The sequence below is a fragment of the Cupriavidus sp. GW823-FHT07A04 genome (genome assembly GCF_058794615.1).
On record NZ_JBXAHA010000001.1, the window covers coordinates 291,845 to 308,522 of the forward strand.

16 protein-coding genes and 1 tRNA gene are annotated in these 16,678 nt (G+C 62.8%); all 17 read left to right on the forward strand.

Features of this window, described 5'->3' with window-relative positions:
* The first annotated feature begins 53 nt into the window (after positions 1 to 53).
* The 17 genes from tpiA (at position 54) to nuoN (ending at position 16,672) form a co-directional block, all read left to right on the forward strand.
* Positions 54 to 791 (forward strand): triose-phosphate isomerase, encoded by a 738-nt coding sequence (gene tpiA / locus AC1Q7Q_RS01325; protein ID WP_492375504.1) that lies wholly within the window; start codon positions 54 to 56, stop codon positions 789 to 791.
* Between the two features lie 46 nt (positions 792 to 837).
* Positions 838 to 1,206 carry a preprotein translocase subunit SecG gene (gene secG, locus AC1Q7Q_RS01330; protein WP_150983745.1) on the forward strand — a complete coding sequence of 123 codons (369 nt, stop codon included), beginning with the start codon at positions 838 to 840 and terminating at the stop codon, positions 1,204 to 1,206.
* A 208-nt stretch (positions 1,207 to 1,414) separates the two neighbouring features.
* Positions 1,415 to 1,499 (forward strand) — tRNA-Leu (locus AC1Q7Q_RS01335).
* A gap of 164 nt (positions 1,500 to 1,663) precedes the next feature.
* Positions 1,664 to 2,023, forward strand: coding sequence for an NADH-quinone oxidoreductase subunit A (locus AC1Q7Q_RS01340; RefSeq protein ID WP_006156838.1), 360 nt, complete (start codon positions 1,664 to 1,666; stop codon positions 2,021 to 2,023).
* 6 nt (positions 2,024 to 2,029) lie between these two features.
* Positions 2,030 to 2,512, forward strand: coding sequence for a NuoB/complex I 20 kDa subunit family protein (locus tag AC1Q7Q_RS01345; protein WP_006156837.1), 483 nt, complete (start codon positions 2,030 to 2,032; stop codon positions 2,510 to 2,512).
* A gap of 1 nt (position 2,513) precedes the next feature.
* A complete protein-coding gene (locus AC1Q7Q_RS01350; RefSeq protein WP_174426495.1) occupies positions 2,514 to 3,113 on the forward strand; it encodes an NADH-quinone oxidoreductase subunit C in 600 nt (199 codons plus the stop codon).
* A 9-nt stretch (positions 3,114 to 3,122) separates the two neighbouring features.
* A complete protein-coding gene (locus AC1Q7Q_RS01355; protein WP_006156835.1) occupies positions 3,123 to 4,376 on the forward strand; it encodes an NADH-quinone oxidoreductase subunit D in 1,254 nt (417 codons plus the stop codon).
* Positions 4,377 to 4,588: 212 nt separating this feature from the next.
* Complete coding sequence (gene nuoE / locus AC1Q7Q_RS01360) at positions 4,589 to 5,095, forward strand: NADH-quinone oxidoreductase subunit NuoE (RefSeq protein WP_006156834.1); 507 nt, start codon at positions 4,589 to 4,591, stop codon at positions 5,093 to 5,095.
* Between the two features lies 1 nt (position 5,096).
* Positions 5,097 to 6,392: an NADH-quinone oxidoreductase subunit NuoF gene (gene nuoF / locus AC1Q7Q_RS01365; RefSeq protein ID WP_043344740.1), complete on the forward strand. Its 1,296-nt coding sequence runs from the start codon at positions 5,097 to 5,099 to the stop codon at positions 6,390 to 6,392.
* A 12-nt stretch (positions 6,393 to 6,404) separates the two neighbouring features.
* Positions 6,405 to 8,783 carry an NADH-quinone oxidoreductase subunit NuoG gene (gene nuoG, locus AC1Q7Q_RS01370; RefSeq protein ID WP_492375503.1) on the forward strand — a complete coding sequence of 793 codons (2,379 nt, stop codon included), beginning with the start codon at positions 6,405 to 6,407 and terminating at the stop codon, positions 8,781 to 8,783.
* 18 nt (positions 8,784 to 8,801) lie between these two features.
* A complete protein-coding gene (gene nuoH, locus AC1Q7Q_RS01375; RefSeq protein WP_043344744.1) occupies positions 8,802 to 9,866 on the forward strand; it encodes an NADH-quinone oxidoreductase subunit NuoH in 1,065 nt (354 codons plus the stop codon).
* Between the two features lie 65 nt (positions 9,867 to 9,931).
* Positions 9,932 to 10,423: an NADH-quinone oxidoreductase subunit NuoI gene (nuoI, locus tag AC1Q7Q_RS01380; protein ID WP_267606001.1), complete on the forward strand. Its 492-nt coding sequence runs from the start codon at positions 9,932 to 9,934 to the stop codon at positions 10,421 to 10,423.
* Positions 10,424 to 10,566: 143 nt separating this feature from the next.
* Positions 10,567 to 11,217 (forward strand): NADH-quinone oxidoreductase subunit J, encoded by a 651-nt coding sequence (locus AC1Q7Q_RS01385; protein ID WP_492375502.1) that lies wholly within the window; start codon positions 10,567 to 10,569, stop codon positions 11,215 to 11,217.
* A 16-nt stretch (positions 11,218 to 11,233) separates the two neighbouring features.
* On the forward strand, positions 11,234 to 11,539 hold the full coding sequence (gene nuoK / locus AC1Q7Q_RS01390) for an NADH-quinone oxidoreductase subunit NuoK (RefSeq protein WP_006156828.1): 306 nt from the start codon (positions 11,234 to 11,236) through the stop codon (positions 11,537 to 11,539).
* A gap of 59 nt (positions 11,540 to 11,598) precedes the next feature.
* Positions 11,599 to 13,698, forward strand: coding sequence for an NADH-quinone oxidoreductase subunit L (gene nuoL, locus AC1Q7Q_RS01395; RefSeq protein ID WP_492375501.1), 2,100 nt, complete (start codon positions 11,599 to 11,601; stop codon positions 13,696 to 13,698).
* A 13-nt stretch (positions 13,699 to 13,711) separates the two neighbouring features.
* A complete protein-coding gene (locus tag AC1Q7Q_RS01400; protein WP_492375500.1) occupies positions 13,712 to 15,178 on the forward strand; it encodes an NADH-quinone oxidoreductase subunit M in 1,467 nt (488 codons plus the stop codon).
* An 18-nt stretch (positions 15,179 to 15,196) separates the two neighbouring features.
* A complete protein-coding gene (gene nuoN, locus AC1Q7Q_RS01405; protein ID WP_492375499.1) occupies positions 15,197 to 16,672 on the forward strand; it encodes an NADH-quinone oxidoreductase subunit NuoN in 1,476 nt (491 codons plus the stop codon).
* Positions 16,673 to 16,678: the final 6 nt, after the last annotated feature.

Sequence of the window (16,678 nt, forward strand, 5' to 3'; positions counted from 1 at the left end):
CGTAGGGCCCTGGCCCGCGCTACAATAGCCGGTTTGATTGAGAGGGGCGCCCTGTGAGACAAAAGCTCGTTATCGGCAACTGGAAGATGCACGGCAGCCTGGCTGCCAATGTGACCTTGCTGGAAGCGATCAAGGCAGCGCCCGCAAGCGCGCGCCTGGCAGTATGCGCGCCGTTCCCGTATCTTGCGCAGTGCCAGGCGTTGCTGGCCGGGTCCGCGGTGGCCTGGGGCGCGCAGGACGTGTCCGCCGAGGCGCGCGGTGCCTTCACGGGCGAAGTCGCGGCCTCCATGCTGGCTGAGTTCGGTGTTTCGTATGCCCTGGTGGGGCATTCGGAGCGGCGCAGCTACCATGGCGAGACGGATGCCGCGGTAGCGGCCAAGGCGGTGCGCGCGCTGGAGTTCGGCATTGTGCCAGTGGTGTGTGTGGGCGAGAGTCTGGCGCAGCGCGAGGCAGGCGAGACCGAGGCCGTGGTAGGCCGTCAGCTCGGCGCCGTGCTCGAGACCCTGTCGCTTGAGCAGCTCGGCCGCATCGTGCTGGCCTATGAGCCGGTGTGGGCGATCGGCACGGGCAAGACCGCAAGCAGCGAGCAGGCTCAGGCCGTGCACGCTTTCCTGCGCGCCCAGGTGGCGGCGCGCGACGCAGGCGTGGCCGCTCGCATGGCCATGTTGTACGGCGGCAGCGTGAAGCCGGACAATGCGGCAGAACTATTTTCCATGCCCGACATCGACGGGGGCCTTATCGGAGGCGCCTCGCTGAAGTCGGACGATTTCCTCGCGATCGGCAACGCCTGAATGCCGGCCGCTCATAGGGTCTGATCAGGCAAGCGAATCGAACCAAATGGCAATTTTCAAAACTTTGTTGGTAGTGGCGCAGGTACTGTCCGCGCTTGGCGTGATTGGCCTGGTGCTGCTACAGCACGGCAAGGGCGCCGATGTCGGTGCGGCGTTCGGCTCGGGGGCCTCGGGCAGCCTGTTCGGCGCCACCGGCTCGGCCAACTTCCTGTCGCGTACCACCGCCGTGCTGGCGACGCTGTTCTTCATCTGCACGCTGAGCCTGACGCTGATGGGCAACTACCGGCCGGCAGCTTCGCTGGGCGTGATGGGCTCCGCGCCCGCGGTGGCACCGGCGGTGGCGGGGGCTTCGGCGCCTGCTGCTGCATCGGCTGCCGCGGCCTCGAATCCTTCTGCGCCTGCTGTACCGAAATAATCAACGAGCCTTGTGACTTATTCTTGAAGATTTTTGCTGTTGTGCATTGAACAAAACAAGAATCCTAGGTTAGAATACAAGGCTTGAAACGATCCCCCAGCGACGGGGCTCCAGCCAGGATAAAGTAGTATCCCAGCCAGAGTTCCGAAGGGTGTAAAAACCCAGGGCCCTGAAAAGCCCGGCGCGAGGCAATATTGTTTCTCCCCCAGCCGACGTGGTGAAATTGGTAGACACGCTATCTTGAGGGGGTAGTGGCGAAAGCTGTGCGAGTTCGAGTCTCGCCGTCGGCACCAAACAACTTGATCGGGGCATACATTCGGAGACCATCCCGGATGTATGCCCCGGCCAGTCCGCAAGGCGGCGTCGTAATTTCTACGGAATGGCGCTTGGGGTGGGCAACAGGACGCCGCTTACCGCTGGTGCTGTTGACAACATTCCAGATAAGGCTGGCCGTACCTTGAATCTCGAAGCCTACTTCCCCGTCCTCATCTTCATCATCTTCGGTGTCGTGCTCGGCATTGCACTGATGTCGATCGGCCGAATTCTCGGTCCAAACAAACCTGATCCCGCGAAGCTCTCTCCGTACGAGTGCGGCTTCGAAGCGTTCGAGGACGCGCGCATGAAGTTCGACGTGCGCTACTACCTCATCGCTATTCTTTTTATCCTGTTCGATCTCGAGACCGCCTTCCTGTTTCCCTGGGGTGTAGCCCTGCGGGATATCGGCTGGCCGGGTTTCTTCGCCATGGGCGTGTTTCTGCTGGAATTCATCGTGGGCTTCGTCTACATCTGGAAAAAGGGCGCGCTCGATTGGGAGTGATGTGATATGGCAATCGAAGGCGTTCTCAATGAAGGCTTCGTCACGACTACCGCTGACAAGCTGATCAACTGGACCCGCACCGGGTCGCTCTGGCCGATGACCTTTGGCCTGGCGTGCTGCGCTGTGGAAATGATGCATGCTGGCGCCGCGCGCTACGACATGGACCGCTTCGGCGTGATTTTCCGCCCGTCGCCGCGCCAGTCGGACGTGATGATCGTGGCCGGCACGCTGTGCAACAAGATGGCCCCCGCACTGCGCAAGGTCTATGACCAGATGGCAGAGCCGCGTTGGGTGATCTCGATGGGTTCCTGCGCGAATGGCGGTGGCTACTATCACTACTCGTATTCAGTGGTGCGTGGTTGCGATCGGATCGTGCCGGTGGATATCTACGTGCCTGGCTGCCCCCCGACGGCGGAAGCGCTGATCTACGGCATCATCCAGCTGCAGAACAAGATCCGTCGCACCAACACCATCGCGCGCAAGGGCTGACATGTCGAACCTCGATACTCTGAAGGCCGCGCTCGAAAAGGTACTGGGCAAGCGTATCCAGAAACTGGTGGAGGCGCTAGGCGAGATTACCCTTATCGTCAAGGCCGATGACTACCTGGAAAGCGCGCTGATGCTGCGCGACGATCCCTCACTGCATTTTGAGCAGCTGCTCGATGTGTGCGGCGTCGACTATTCCACCTATGGCGACGGCGCCTGGGACGGTCCCCGTTTCGCGGCCGTGACGCACCTGATCTCGATCAAGCATAACTGGCGCCTGCGCGTACGCGTGTTCGCGCCGGACGACGACGTGCCCGTGGTGCCCTCGCTGACCGACGTCTGGAACTCGGCGAACTGGTTCGAGCGCGAAGCGTTCGACTTCTACGGCATCGTGTTCGAAGGCCACAACGACCTGCGCCGCCTGCTGACCGACTACGGTTTCGTCGGCCACCCGTTCCGCAAGGATTTCCCGGTCTCGGGCTATGTCGAGATGCGCTACGACCCCGAGCAAAAGCGGGTGATCTATCAGCCCGTCACGATCGAGCCGCGCGAGGTCACGCCCCGCGTGATCCGCGAAGAGAATTACGGCGGCTTGCAGCACTGAGAACGCGCAATGGCAGACATCAAGAATTACACCCTTAACTTCGGCCCGCAGCACCCTGCGGCACACGGCGTGCTGCGCCTTGTGCTGGAGCTGGACGGCGAAGTCATCCAGCGCGCCGACCCCCATATCGGCCTGCTGCACCGTGCCACCGAAAAGCTGGCCGAGCAGAAGACCTGGATCCAGAGCGTGCCGTACATGGACCGCCTCGACTACGTGTCGATGATGGTCAACGAGCATGCCTACGTGATGGCCATCGAGAAGATGCTGGGTCTCGAGGTGCCAATCCGCGCGCAGTACATCCGCGTGATGTTCGACGAAATCACGCGCTTGCTGAACCACCTGATGTGGATCGGCTCGCACGCGCTCGACGTGGGCGCGATGGCGGTGTTCCTGTACGCCTTCCGCGAACGCGAAGACATGTTCGACATGTACGAGGCGGTGTCGGGCGCGCGCATGCACGCGGCCTACTACCGTCCGGGCGGCGTGTACCGCGACCTGCCGGACACGATGCCGCAATACAAGGCGTCGAAGATCCACAACGAGCGCGCCATCAAGGCCATGAACGAAGCGCGTTCGGGCTCGTTGCTGGACTTCATCGAGGACTTCACCAACCGCTTCCCGAAGTACGTCGACGAATACGAAACGCTGCTGACGGACAACCGGATCTGGAAGCAACGCCTGGTCGGCATCGGCGTGGTGAGCCCCGAACGTGCACTGCAGATGGGCTTTACCGGCCCGATGCTGCGCGGCTCCGGCATCGAGTGGGACCTGCGCAAGAAGCAGCCCTACGAAGTGTATGACCGCATGGACTTCCAGGTGCCGGTGGGCGTGGGCGGCGATTGCTACTCCCGCTACCTGGTGCGCGTGGAAGAAATGCGCCAGTCCAACAACATCATCAAGCAGTGCATCGACTGGCTGCGCCGCAATCCGGGCCCGGTGATGAGCGACAACCATAAGGTTGCGCCGCCGTCGCGCGTGGACATGAAGTCGAACATGGAAGAGCTGATCCACCACTTCAAGCTCTTCACCGAAGGCATTCACGTGCCCGAAGGCGAGACTTATGCGGCAGTGGAGCACCCGAAGGGCGAGTTCGGCATCTATGCCATCTCCGACGGTGCGAACAAGCCGTATCGCCTGAAGATCCGTGCCCCTGGCTTTGCCCATCTGGCCGCACTGGATGAAATGGCCAAGGGCCACATGATTGCGGATGCGGTAACGATCATCGGTACGCAAGACATCGTCTTCGGCGAAATCGACCGTTGACGAGCTAACAAGAGCCGCCGGCCCCGGACGACGATCCGGGCGCCCCTGGCACGGACCCACAGAAGATCGTGTCCGGTCACGGGAAACCCGCGGTGAGCCCGGCATGCCTTTGACATGCGGGCTGCAACGGCAGCGACGGCTGCAAACCTGCGGGATGCGCGCCATGTGGCGGCGCAGATCCGCAAATGACACGGCGTATTACAGCAACGACCATGCTATCAGCAGAAGCTCTCAAGGAAATCGATCGCGCGATCGCCAAGTATCCGGCTGACCAGAAGCAGTCGGCCGTGATGGCGGCGTTGGCCGTGGCGCAGGGCGAAGTGGGCTGGGTCTCCCCGGAAGTCATGCAGTTTGTTGCCAGCTACCTCGACATGCCGCCGGTATGGGTCGAGGAGGTTGCAACCTTCTACAACATGTACGACACCAAGCCGGTCGGCAAGTACAAGCTGACCGTCTGCACCAACCTGCCGTGCGCACTCTCCGGCGGCGAACGTGCCGGCGACTACCTCAAGCAAAAGCTGGGGATCGGCTACAACGAAACCACCCCGTGCGGCACCTTCACCCTCAAGGAAGGCGAGTGCATGGGTGCCTGCGGCGACGCACCGGTGATGATCGTCAACAATACCCGCATGTGCAGCCATATGAGCGACGCCAAGCTGGACGCGCTCGTCGACGAGCTCAAGGCCGCCGGCAGCACTGCAGCCAAGGGAGATAAGTAACATGACCTCTCTGCACGACCGCCATATCAAGCCGCTGATCCTGGCTGGCCTCGATGGCAGCAACTGGCACCTCGACGACTACGTCAAGCGCGGTGGCTACCAGCAGCTCAAGCGCATCCTGACCGAGAAGATCACGCCCGAGCAGGTGATCGCGGACGTCAAGGCCTCCGGCCTGCGCGGCCGTGGCGGCGCGGGCTTTCCCACCGGCCTGAAGTGGAGCTTCATGCCGCGTCAGTTCCCCGGCCAGAAATACCTGGTCTGCAACACCGACGAGGGCGAGCCCGGTACCTTCAAGGACCGCGACATCATCCGCTACAACCCGCATGCGCTGATCGAAGGCATGGCCATCGGTGCGTACGCGATGGGCATCACCGTGGGCTACAACTACATCCACGGCGAGATCTGGAACGAGTACAAGATTTTCGAGCAAGCCCTCGAAGAGGCACGTGCCGCCGGTTTCCTGGGTGACAACATCCTGGGCTCGGGCTTCGACTTCCAGCTGCACGCCCACCACGGCTACGGCGCTTACATCTGTGGCGAGGAAACCGCGCTGCTCGAATCGCTGGAAGGCAAGAAAGGCCAGCCGCGCTTCAAGCCGCCGTTCCCGGCCAGCTTCGGCCTGTACGGCAAGCCGACCACCATCAACAACACGGAAACGTTTGCCGCGGTGCCGTTCCTGTTGTCGATCGGGCCGGAAAACTACCTGAAGATGGGCAAGCCGAACAACGGCGGCTCCAAGATCTTCTCGATCTCCGGCGACGTCGAGCGCCCCGGCAACTACGAGATCCCGCTGGGCACGCCGTTCGCGACCCTGCTGGAACTCGCCGGCGGCATGCGCGGCGGCAAGCGCATCAAGGCAGTGATCCCGGGCGGCTCGTCCGCCCCGGTGGTGCCGGGCGACATGATGATGGCGTCCGACATGGACTATGACTCGATCGCCAAGGCCGGCTCGATGCTGGGCTCGGGCGCGGTGATCGTGATGGACGAGACGCGCTGCATGGTTCGCTCGCTGCTGCGTCTGTCGTATTTCTACTTTGAAGAATCGTGCGGCCAGTGCACGCCGTGCCGTGAAGGCACCGGCTGGCTCTATCGCATGGTGAATCGTATCGAACACGGAGAAGGGCGCCAGGAAGATCTGGACCTGCTCAATAACGTCGCTGAAAACATCATGGGCCGCACTATCTGCGCGCTTGGTGATGCGGCAGCGATGCCGGTCCGCGGCATGCTCAAGCACTACTGGAAAGAGTTCGAATATCACGTCGAACACAAGCAGTGCATGGTTCCGGCCTACTCTTAAGCGTGGCAGAACATGGTTGAACTCGAGATCGACGGCAAGAAGGTTGAGGTTGCTGAAGGCAGCCTGGTGATGGAAGCCGCCCGCCAGCTGGGCACCTACATCCCGCACTTCTGCTACCACCGTAAATTGTCCATCGCGGCGAACTGCCGCATGTGCCTGGTTGAGGTTGAGAAAGCGCCCAAGGCGCTGCCCGCCTGCGCCACGCCGGTCACCCCTGGCATGAAGGTCTTCACCAATTCGGAGAAGGCAGTCAAGGCCCAGAAGTCGGTGATGGAATTCCTGCTGATCAACCACCCGCTGGATTGCCCGATCTGCGATCAGGGCGGCGAGTGCCAGCTGCAGGATCTGGCCGTGGGCTACGGCGCATCGGAGTCGCGCTATAAGGAAGAAAAGCGCGTCGTATTCCACAAGAACGTGGGCCCGCTGATCTCCATGGAAGAGATGAGCCGCTGCATCCACTGCACCCGCTGCGTGCGCTTTGGCCAGGAAGTGGCCGGCGTGATGGAGCTGGGCATGCTGGGCCGTGGCGAGCACTCCGAGATCACGACCTTCGTTGGCCAGACCGTGGATTCGGAACTGTCCGGCAACATGATCGACCTCTGCCCGGTCGGCGCGCTGACCAGCAAGCCGTTCCGCTACTCGGCACGTACCTGGGAACTGGCACGCCGCAAATCGGTGTCGCCGCATGATGGCCTGGGCGCGAACCTGGTGGTGCAGACCAAGAACCAGCGCGTCATGCGCGTGCTGCCGCTGGACAACGAAGCCGTCAACGAATGCTGGCTGTCCGACAAGGACCGCTTCTCGTACGAAGGCCTCAACAGCCCCGACCGTCTCACCAAGCCGCTCGTCAAGCAGGGCGGCGAGTGGATGGAAACCGACTGGCAGACCGCGCTGGAATACGTGGCCAATGGCCTCGCGAGCATCAAGCGTGACCATGGCGCAGACCAGATCGCCGCGCTGGCCAGCCCGCACAGCACGCTGGAAGAACTCCACCTGCTGGGCAAGCTGGTGCGTGGCCTGGGCAGCGACAACGTCGACTTCCGCCAGCGCCAGACCGATTTCTCGGCCGCCATCAAGGGCGCGCCGTGGCTCGGCCTGCCGATCGCCGACGTCTCCACGCTGCAACGCGTGCTGGTGATCGGTTCCGCCCTGCGCAAGGATCATCCGCTGCTGGCCGCGCGTCTGCGCCAGGCTGGCAAGAAGGGAGCCCGCGTGGCCGTCCTCGGCGCCAGCGCCGAGGACCTGCTGATGCCGCTGGCCGCACGCATTGACGTGGCGCCATCCGGCTGGACCGCAGCCCTGGCCGGCGTGGCCCGTGCCGTTGCCGCCGCCAAGGGCGTGGCCGCTCCGGCGGGCACCGATGGCTTCGATGGCGACGACAAGGCCAAGCTGGTGGCCGATGCGCTGCTGTCGGGCGAGCGCCGCGCCGTGTTCCTCGGCAACGAGGCCGTGCGTCATCCGCAATTCGCCGCGCTGCATGCGCTGGCACAGTGGATCGCCACGGAAACCGGCGCCACGCTGGGCTTCCTGACCGAAGCCGCGAACACCGTCGGTGGCCATATCGCCGGCGCGCTGCCGCAAAATGGCGGCGCCAATGCGCAGGCCATGTTTGACACGCCGCGCCGTGCTTACGTGCTGTTGAACACGGAACCCGAGTTCGATGCCGCCAACCCGACCCAGGCGCTGGCTGCGCTGGCCCAGGCCGGCACCGTGGTGGTGCTGTCCGCGTTCCGCTCGGACGCCGCGCTGCAATATGCTGACGTGATCCTGCCGGTGACGCCGTTCACCGAAACCGCGGGCACGTTCGTGAACTGCGAAGGCCTGCCGCAAAGCTTCAACGGCGTCGTCCGCGCGCTGGGCGATTCGCGTCCGGGCTGGAAGGTGCTGCGCGTGCTGGGCAACCTGCTGGACGTGCCTGGCTTCGACTTCGAGACCGCCGAAAGCGTGCGCGACGAAGTGCTGGCCAAGCCGGTCGCACCGCAACTGAACAACGGCACCGACGCGGCCATCCGCGTCACCGCCCAGGCGGCCGGTGGAATCGAACGCATCGCCGATGTGCCGATCTACCACGCCGACCCGATCGTGCGCCGTGCCGATTCGCTGCAACTGTCCGCAGCCGCGCGCCGCGCCATGCAAGCCGGCCTGTCGGCAGACCTGTTCGCCTCGCTGGGTGTGCAGGCTGGCGATCCGGTGCGCGTGACGCAAGGGCAGGGCAGCGTGGTGCTGCCGGCCGCCCTTGAAGCCGCGTTGCCTGCCGGCACCGTGCGCGTGTCCGCCGGCACCGTTGCCGCGACCACGCTGGGCGCACCGTTCGGCACCGTCACTGTAGAGAAAGCCATCGACCTGGCCGCCACCGCGAAGGGCGCGGCCGAGCCGGCGGCCACGGCATAAGAAGAGCGAGAAAGAAACATGATCGATTGGATTACCTCGCAAGGACAGAATCTCTTCGGCGGCGCATGGACGCCGCTGTGGATCCTGATTCGCGCCGTGGTCATTGTGGTGCCGCTGCTGTTGTGCGTGGCCTACCTGATCCTGTGGGAGCGCAAGCTGATTGGCTGGATGCACGTGCGTATCGGCCCGAACCGGGTCGGGCCGCTGGGCCTGCTGCAGCCGATCGCCGACGTGCTCAAGCTGCTGCTCAAGGAAGTGATGATGCCCACGCAGGTCAGCCGGGGCATGTACCTGGTTGCCCCGCTGATGGTGCTGATGCCCGCCGTGGCGATCTGGGCGGTGATTCCGTTCCAGGCCGAAGTGGTGATGGCCAACGTCAACGCCGGCCTGCTCTACGTGATGGCGATCAGCTCGGTTGGCGTCTACGGCGTGATCCTGGCCGGTTGGGCCTCCAACTCCAAGTACGCCTTCATCGGCGCCATGCGCGCCGCGGCGCAGATGGTCTCGTATGAAATCGCCATGGGCTTTGCCCTGGTGACCGTGCTGATGGTGTCTGGCAGCCTGAACCTGTCGGCCATCGTCAACTCGCAGAACACCGGCTATTTCGCCAACATGGGGATCAACGTACTGTCGTGGAACTGGCTGCCGCTGCTGCCCATGTTCGGCGTGTACTTCATCTCCGGCGTGGCCGAAACCAACCGCCACCCGTTCGACGTGGTGGAAGGCGAGTCGGAAATCGTTGCCGGCCACATGATCGAGTACTCGGGCATGGGCTTCGCGCTGTTCTTCCTGGCTGAGTACATCAACATGATCGTCATCTCGACGATGACCGCGTTGATGTTCCTGGGAGGCTGGGCGCCGCCGTTCGAGAGCTTCATCACCAATGCGGTCCCGGGCTTCTTCTGGCTGGTGATCAAGGTATTTTTGCTGCTGTCGGTGTTTATCTGGATTCGTGCTTCGTTCCCGCGCTACCGCTATGACCAGATCATGCGCCTGGGCTGGAAGATCTTCATCCCGCTGACGGTGGGCTGGCTGGTCATCGTGGCGATCTGGATCCGGTCGCCCTGGAATATCTGGCATTGAACGGCCAAAGCAGGGGCGCAGCCACAACAGGCGGCGCCCTGCGGAATCATTAGGAAGCAATCGTCATGCTGCTCGCCATCAAGGACTTCTTCAACAGCCTGCTCCTGAAGGAACTCTTCAAGGGCATGGCTCTGACCGGGCGTTATCTCTTCGCCCGCAAGATCACGGTCCAGTTCCCCGAAGAGAAAACGCCGATGTCGCCGCGTTTTCGCGGCCTGCACGCGCTGCGCCGCTACCCCAACGGGGAAGAGCGCTGCATCGCCTGCAAGCTGTGCGAAGCGGTTTGCCCGGCTGTGGCCATCACCATCGAGTCCGATGCCCGCGCCGACGGCACCCGCCGCACCACGCGCTATGACATCGACCTGACCAAGTGCATTTTCTGCGGCTTCTGCGAAGAAGCCTGCCCGGTCGACGCCATCGTCGAGACGCATATCCTCGAGTACCACGGCGAGAAGCGCGGCGACCTGTACTTCACCAAGGACATGCTGCTGGCAGTGGGCGACCGCTACGAGCCGCAGATCGCCGCGGCCAAGGCTGCGGACGCCAAGTACCGCTGATAAGCGCATTACAGGGCGTGCCCGCCGAACCTGGCGGGCGTTGCCAATGCATTGTGAATCGGGCCCCGTGTGGGGCTAACGAAAAGGATGCCGCAAGGGCAGGCCACCAGGGGTGGCTTGTGCCGGAAGGCTCGACGAGGACCATGGAACTCACGACCACCATCTTCTATGTCTTTGCGCTGGTGCTGGTGCTCTCCGCACTGAAAGTCATCACCGCGAAGAACCCGGTGCACTCCGCACTGTTCCTCGTGCTGTCGTTTTTTACGGCAGCCGCGATCTGGATGCTGCTGAAGGCCGAATTCCTCGCCATCCTGCTGGTGCTGGTGTACGTGGGCGCCGTGATGGTGCTGTTCCTGTTCGTGGTGATGATGATCGATATCGACATCGAGCACCTGCGACGGGACTTCTGGACCTACGTGCCGCTGGCCTCGGTGATCGGTGCGCTGATCATCGGCGAGATGGCCACCGTGCTGGTGCGTAACTTCATCGGCACCACGGTGCCGCTGAACAACGTGACGCAGGGCCCGGACTACTCCAACACGGCAGCGCTCGGCAAGCTGATCTACACCGACTACATCTACGCCTTTGAAGTGGCGGGCATCATCCTGCTGGTGGCGATCATTGCCGCTGTCGCGCTGACGCTGCGCCGCCGCAAGGACAACAAGTCGCAAGACGTGGGCGAGCAGTTGCGTACCCGCCGCCAGGACCGCGTGCGCCTGGTCTCGATGCCCAGCGAAGCCCGTGCCGGCACCCAAGCCAGCCCGGATGCCGCGGCTGCCGCTAACAAGAACTAAAGCCCGGAGAAACGCTGTGCTCTCTCTCGCCCATTTCCTCGTGCTCGGTGCGATCCTGTTCGCCATCAGCATCGTTGGTATTTTCCTGAACCGCAAGAACGTGATCGTGCTGCTGATGGCGATCGAGCTGATGCTGCTTGCGGTCAATATGAACTTCGTCGCCTTCTCGCACTATCTAGGCGACCTGGCAGGACAGGTTTTCGTTTTCTTTATCCTCACGGTGGCTGCGGCCGAATCGGCAATCGGCCTTGCAATCCTGGTCGTGCTGTTCCGCAACCTGGACACGATCAACGTGGACGACATGGACACCCTCAAGGGTTGATCCGCGCCGCTACGTTATGAATCAAGACCGTTCTCCGACCGCACACCACTAAGCGTCCTATGGCAACCACGCTCGACCCCAACCTGCTACTGGCGATTCCGCTCGCACCGCTCGCCGGTGCAGCCATCGCCGGCCTGTTCGGCACCAAGTTCTTCAGCACGTTCTCCTCGGAGACGCGCGCCGGCCGCACGCTGGCCCACACCGTGACGATTCTCGGTGTGGCGATTTCCTGCCTGCTGTCGATCATCGTGCTGATGGACGTCATGAACGGCGCGAGCTTCAACGCCACCGTGTACGAGTGGATGAAGATCGGCGACCTGAAGATGGAAGTGGGCTTCCTGGTCGACTCGCTGACCGCGATGATGATGGTGGTGGTGACCTTCGTCTCGCTGATGGTGCACATCTACACCGTCGGCTACATGAGCGAAGATCCCGGCTACAACCGCTTCTTCGCCTACATATCGCTGTTCACCTTCTCGATGCTGATGCTGGTGATGAGCAACAACTTCCTGCAGCTGTTCTTCGGCTGGGAAGCTGTGGGCCTGGTGTCGTACCTGCTGATCGGCTTCTGGTACACCCGCCCGACGGCCATCTTCGCCAACCTGAAGGCGTTCCTGGTCAACCGCGTGGGTGACTTCGGCTTCATCCTCGGCATCGGCCTGCTGCTGGCCTACAGCGGCAGCATGAACTACACCGAAGTCTTCGCCGCGCGCGACCAGCTCGCCACGGTGATCTTCCCGGGCACCGACTGGCTGATGATCACGGTCGCCTGCATCTGCCTGTTCATCGGCGCCATGGGCAAGTCGGCGCAGTTCCCGCTGCACGTGTGGCTGCCTGACTCGATGGAAGGCCCGACCCCGATCTCCGCGCTGATCCACGCCGCCACCATGGTGACGGCCGGCATCTTCATGGTCGCGCGCATGTCGCCGCTGTTCGAGCTGTCGGACACCGCGCTGTCGTTCGTGCTGGTGATCGGTGCCATTACCGCGCTGTTCATGGGCTTCCTGGGCATCATCCAGAATGACATCAAGCGCGTGGTGGCTTACTCCACGCTGTCGCAGCTGGGCTACATGACCGTCGCCCTGGGCGCCTCGGCATACTCGGTGGCCGTGTTCCACCTGATGACCCACGCATTCTTCAAGGCACTGCTGTTCCTTGCCGCGGGCTCGGTCATCATCGGCATGCACCACGATCAGGACATCCGCAACATGGGTGGCCTGCGCAAGTACATGCCGATTACGTGGATCACCTCGCTGGTGGGCTCGCTGGCCCTGATCGGCACGCCGTTCTTTGCTGGTTTCTACTCCAAGGACTCGATTATCGAGGCCGTGGCCGAGTCGCATATCCCGGGCTCGGGCTTTGCTTACTTCGCGGTGCTGGCCGGCGTGTTCGTCACGGCGTTTTACTCCTTCCGCATGTACTTCCTGGTGTTCCACGGCGAAGAGCGTTTCGGCAAGGAAGACCACCACGCGCATCACGCGGGCAACCATGACGATGAGGAGGCAACGGCCGACCATCATCACGGCCTGGCCCCGGGCGAGAAGCCGCACGAGTCGCCGTGGGTCGTCACGCTGCCGCTGGTGCTGCTGGCCATCCCGTCGGTGGTGATCGGCGCGATCGCGATCGGCCCGATGCTGTTCGGCGACTTCTTCAAGAATGGCGTGGCCTTCAAGAACGTGATCTACGTAGGCGAGAACCACCACGCGATGGCGGAGCTGACCGAAGCCTTCCACGGCTGGGTGGCGATGGGCCTGCATTCGCTGACCACGCCGGTGCTGTGGCTGGCCATCTCGGGCGTGGTGCTGTCCTGGTTCTTCTACATGAAGCGCCCGGACATCCCGGCTGCCATCAAGCAACGTTTTTCGGGCCTGTACACGCTGCTAGACAACAAGTACTACATGGACGCGATCAACCAGGCCGTGTTTGCCCGCGGGGCCCGTCTGCTTGGCACCGGCCTGTGGAAGGGCGGTGACCAGGGGCTGATCGATGGCCTGGTGGTCAACGGTGCCGCGCGTGTGGTCGGCTGGTTCGCTTCGGTGAGCCGCTACCTGCAGTCCGGCTATATCTACCATTACGCATTCGCCATGATCCTGGGCATGCTGGTACTGCTGACGATGACGGTGTTCGGCACCTCGTTCGCCACAGTGGGCACCAAGTAAGGAAAACAAGAAAATGGTTCTGTCTTTCGCTATCTGGCTGCCGATCTTTTTTGGCCTGCTGATACTAGCCTCGGGTTCCGACCGCAGTCGCTGCTACGTGCGCTGGATGTCGCTGTTCGGCTCCATCGTCAGCTTCATTGTCACGCTGCCGCTGGTGTTTCACTTCGACCGCTCCACGGCGGCCATGCAGTTCGTCGAGAAGTCGAACTGGATCGAGCGCTTCAACATCAACTACCACCTGGGTGTCGACGGCATCTCGATGTGGTTCGTGGTGCTGACCGCCTTCATCACTGTGATCGTGGTGATCTCCGCCTGGGAAGTGATCACCGAGCGCGTGGCCGAGTACATGGCCTCGTTCCTGATTTTGTCGGGCCTGATGGTCGGCGTGTTTTGCGCGCTCAACGGCATGCTGTTCTACGTGTTCTTCGAAGCCACGCTGATCCCGATGTACATCATCATCGGTGTCTGGGGCGGCCCGAACCGTGTGTACGCGGCTTTCAAGTTCTTCCTGTACACGCTGCTCGGCTCGCTGCTGACGCTGGTTGCGCTGCTGTACCTGTACAGCAAGACCGGTACTTTCGAGATCCTCGAATGGCACCAGGCCAAGCTGTCGATGAACGAGCAGATCGCGCTGTTTGTCGCCTTCTTCCTGGCCTTCGCGGTCAAGGTGCCGATGTGGCCCGTCCATACCTGGCTGCCTGACGCCCACGTCGAGGCGCCGACCGGCGGCTCGGTGGTGCTGGCTGCCATCATGCTGAAGCTGGGCGCCTACGGTTTCCTGCGTTTCTCGTTGCCGATCGCGCCAGACGCCAGCCATAGCATGGCCGCTTTCATCATCACCATCTCGCTGATCGCGGTGATCTACATTGGCCTGGTCGCGCTGGTGCAGGCCGACATGAAGAAGCTGGTGGCGTACTCGTCGATCGCCCACATGGGCTTCGTCACGCTGGGCTTCTTCATCTTCAACGAGATCGGCATCGAGGGCGGCATCATCCAGATGATCTCCCACGGCTTTATCTCGGGCGCCATGTTCCTTTGCATCGGCGTGCTGTATGACCGGGTGCACTCGCGCCAGATCGCCGATTACGGCGGTGTGGTGAACACCATGCCGAAGTTCGCGGCGCTGTCGGTGTTCTTCGCCATGGCTAACTGCGGCCTGCCGGCTACCTCGGGTTTCGTCGGTGAATTCATGGTCATCCTGGGCGCGGTCAAGTTCAACTTCTGGATCGGCCTGCTGGCAGCCACGGCACTGATCCTGGGCGCCGCCTATTCGCTGTGGATGGTCAAGCGCGTGATCTTTGGCGACGTGGTGCACAAGCACGTAGCCGAGCTGGTCGACCTGAACAAGCGCGAGTTCCTGATGCTCGGCCTGCTGGCGATCATGACCCTGTATATGGGCCTGTATCCGAAACCCTTCACCGATGTGATGCACGCTTCCGTGGTGAACCTGCTGTCGCACGTGGCGCAGTCGAAGCTGTAATCGGGGAGAGAAACAAACATGCAACCGTCCTCGACATTGGCACCTGTGGCGCCAATCATTTTCCTGGCGATCGCGATCGCCGCGGTCAACTGGATCGACCTTGCCCGTGGCAAGAACCGCACCAGCGTGGCCTATCCGCTGTCGCTGCTGACCACGCTGGTGCTGACCGTGTGGTTCGGCATCAACGGCGTCGCCGGCGAGACCCACTACGCATTCGCCAACCTGGTGGTCGTGGACCCGATGGCTAACCTGCTGTCGGCTTTCGCTTCCGCGGCGCTGTTCGTCACGCTGGTCTACACCCGTAGCTACCTGGCCGACCGCGACATGTTCAGCGGCGAGTTCTACATGCTCGCGCTGTTTACGCTCGGCGGGCAGATCGTGATGATCACCGGTAACAACTTCCTGACCCTGTACCTGGGCCTGGAGCTGCTGTCGCTGGCATCCTATGCGCTGGTGGCCTTGCGCCGCGACAACCGCGTGACCTCCGAATCCGCCATCAAGTACTTCGTGCTGGGCGCACTGGCTTCGGGCTTCCTGCTGTATGGCATGTCCATGCTGTACGGCGCCACCGGCTCGCTGAACCTCGCGGAAGTGTTCCGCGTGGTGGAATCGGGCCGCGTCAACACCACCATGCTGGCCTTCGGCGTGGTCTTCATCGTGGCCGGCATTGCGTTCAAGATGGGCGCCGCACCGTTCCACATGTGGATCCCGGACATCTACCAGGGCTCGCCGACCGCGGTGACGCTGCTGATCGCTGGCGCGCCCAAGCTGGCTGCGTTCGCCATGGCGCTGCGCCTGCTGGTGGAAGGCCTGCTGCCGCTGGCGGTGGACTGGCAAGTCATGCTGATGGTGCTGGCCGTGGCGTCTCTCGCCATCGGCAACCTGACCGCCATCGTGCAGACCAACCTGAAGCGGATGCTGGCTTACTCCACCATCTCGCACATGGGCTTCCTGCTGCTGGGCCTGCTGTCCGGCGTGGCCGACGGCAAGGCCGACGGCGCCGCCAGCGCCTACGGTTCGTCGATGTTCTATGCCGTGACCTACGTGCTGACCACGCTGGGCACCTTCGGCATCGTGCTGCTGCGCGCCGGCAAGGATTTCGAAGCCGAGACCCTGGACGACCTCAAGGGCCTGTCGCGCAAGAACCCCTGGTACGCGCTGCTGATGCTGGTGATGATGTTCTCGCTGGCCGGCATCCCGCCGACCATGGGCTTCTACGCCAAGCTGGCGGTGCTCGAAGCCGTGGTCAAGAGCGGCATGACCTGGCTGGCCGTGGTGGCCGTGCTGTTCTCGCTGATCGGCGCGTTCTACTACCTGCGCATCGTCAAGCTGATGTACTTCGATGCACCGGCCGACGAGCGCAAGCTGGAGTCCAGCTTCGGGCTGCGTTCGATGCTGACGCTGAACGGCGCGGTCATCATTGCCCTGGGCCTGTTCCCCGCGGCGCTGATGAACCTGTGCTACCAGGCGATCCGCGCCACGCTGGCGTCCTGATGCACC

What these genes read in the sequence shown, in the direction of transcription:
- AC1Q7Q_RS01355 (WP_006156835.1), top strand. Translation starts at nt 3,123, where the DNA reads ATGGCAGACATCAAGAATTACACCCTTAACTTCGGCCCGCAGCACCCT.
- AC1Q7Q_RS01400 (WP_492375500.1), top strand. Translation starts at nt 13,712, where the DNA reads ATGGTTCTGTCTTTCGCTATCTGGCTGCCGATCTTTTTTGGCCTGCTG.
- nuoG (WP_492375503.1), top strand. Translation starts at nt 6,405, where the DNA reads ATGGTTGAACTCGAGATCGACGGCAAGAAGGTTGAGGTTGCTGAAGGC.
- nuoL (WP_492375501.1), top strand. Translation starts at nt 11,599, where the DNA reads ATGGCAACCACGCTCGACCCCAACCTGCTACTGGCGATTCCGCTCGCA.
- AC1Q7Q_RS01385 (WP_492375502.1), top strand. Translation starts at nt 10,567, where the DNA reads ATGGAACTCACGACCACCATCTTCTATGTCTTTGCGCTGGTGCTGGTG.
- nuoE (WP_006156834.1), top strand. Translation starts at nt 4,589, where the DNA reads ATGCTATCAGCAGAAGCTCTCAAGGAAATCGATCGCGCGATCGCCAAG.
- AC1Q7Q_RS01345 (WP_006156837.1), top strand. Translation starts at nt 2,030, where the DNA reads ATGGCAATCGAAGGCGTTCTCAATGAAGGCTTCGTCACGACTACCGCT.
- secG (WP_150983745.1), top strand. Translation starts at nt 838, where the DNA reads ATGGCAATTTTCAAAACTTTGTTGGTAGTGGCGCAGGTACTGTCCGCG.
- nuoF (WP_043344740.1), top strand. Translation starts at nt 5,097, where the DNA reads ATGACCTCTCTGCACGACCGCCATATCAAGCCGCTGATCCTGGCTGGC.
- nuoI (WP_267606001.1), top strand. Translation starts at nt 9,932, where the DNA reads ATGCTGCTCGCCATCAAGGACTTCTTCAACAGCCTGCTCCTGAAGGAA.
- nuoH (WP_043344744.1), top strand. Translation starts at nt 8,802, where the DNA reads ATGATCGATTGGATTACCTCGCAAGGACAGAATCTCTTCGGCGGCGCA.
- AC1Q7Q_RS01350 (WP_174426495.1), top strand. Translation starts at nt 2,514, where the DNA reads ATGTCGAACCTCGATACTCTGAAGGCCGCGCTCGAAAAGGTACTGGGC.
- nuoN (WP_492375499.1), top strand. Translation starts at nt 15,197, where the DNA reads ATGCAACCGTCCTCGACATTGGCACCTGTGGCGCCAATCATTTTCCTG.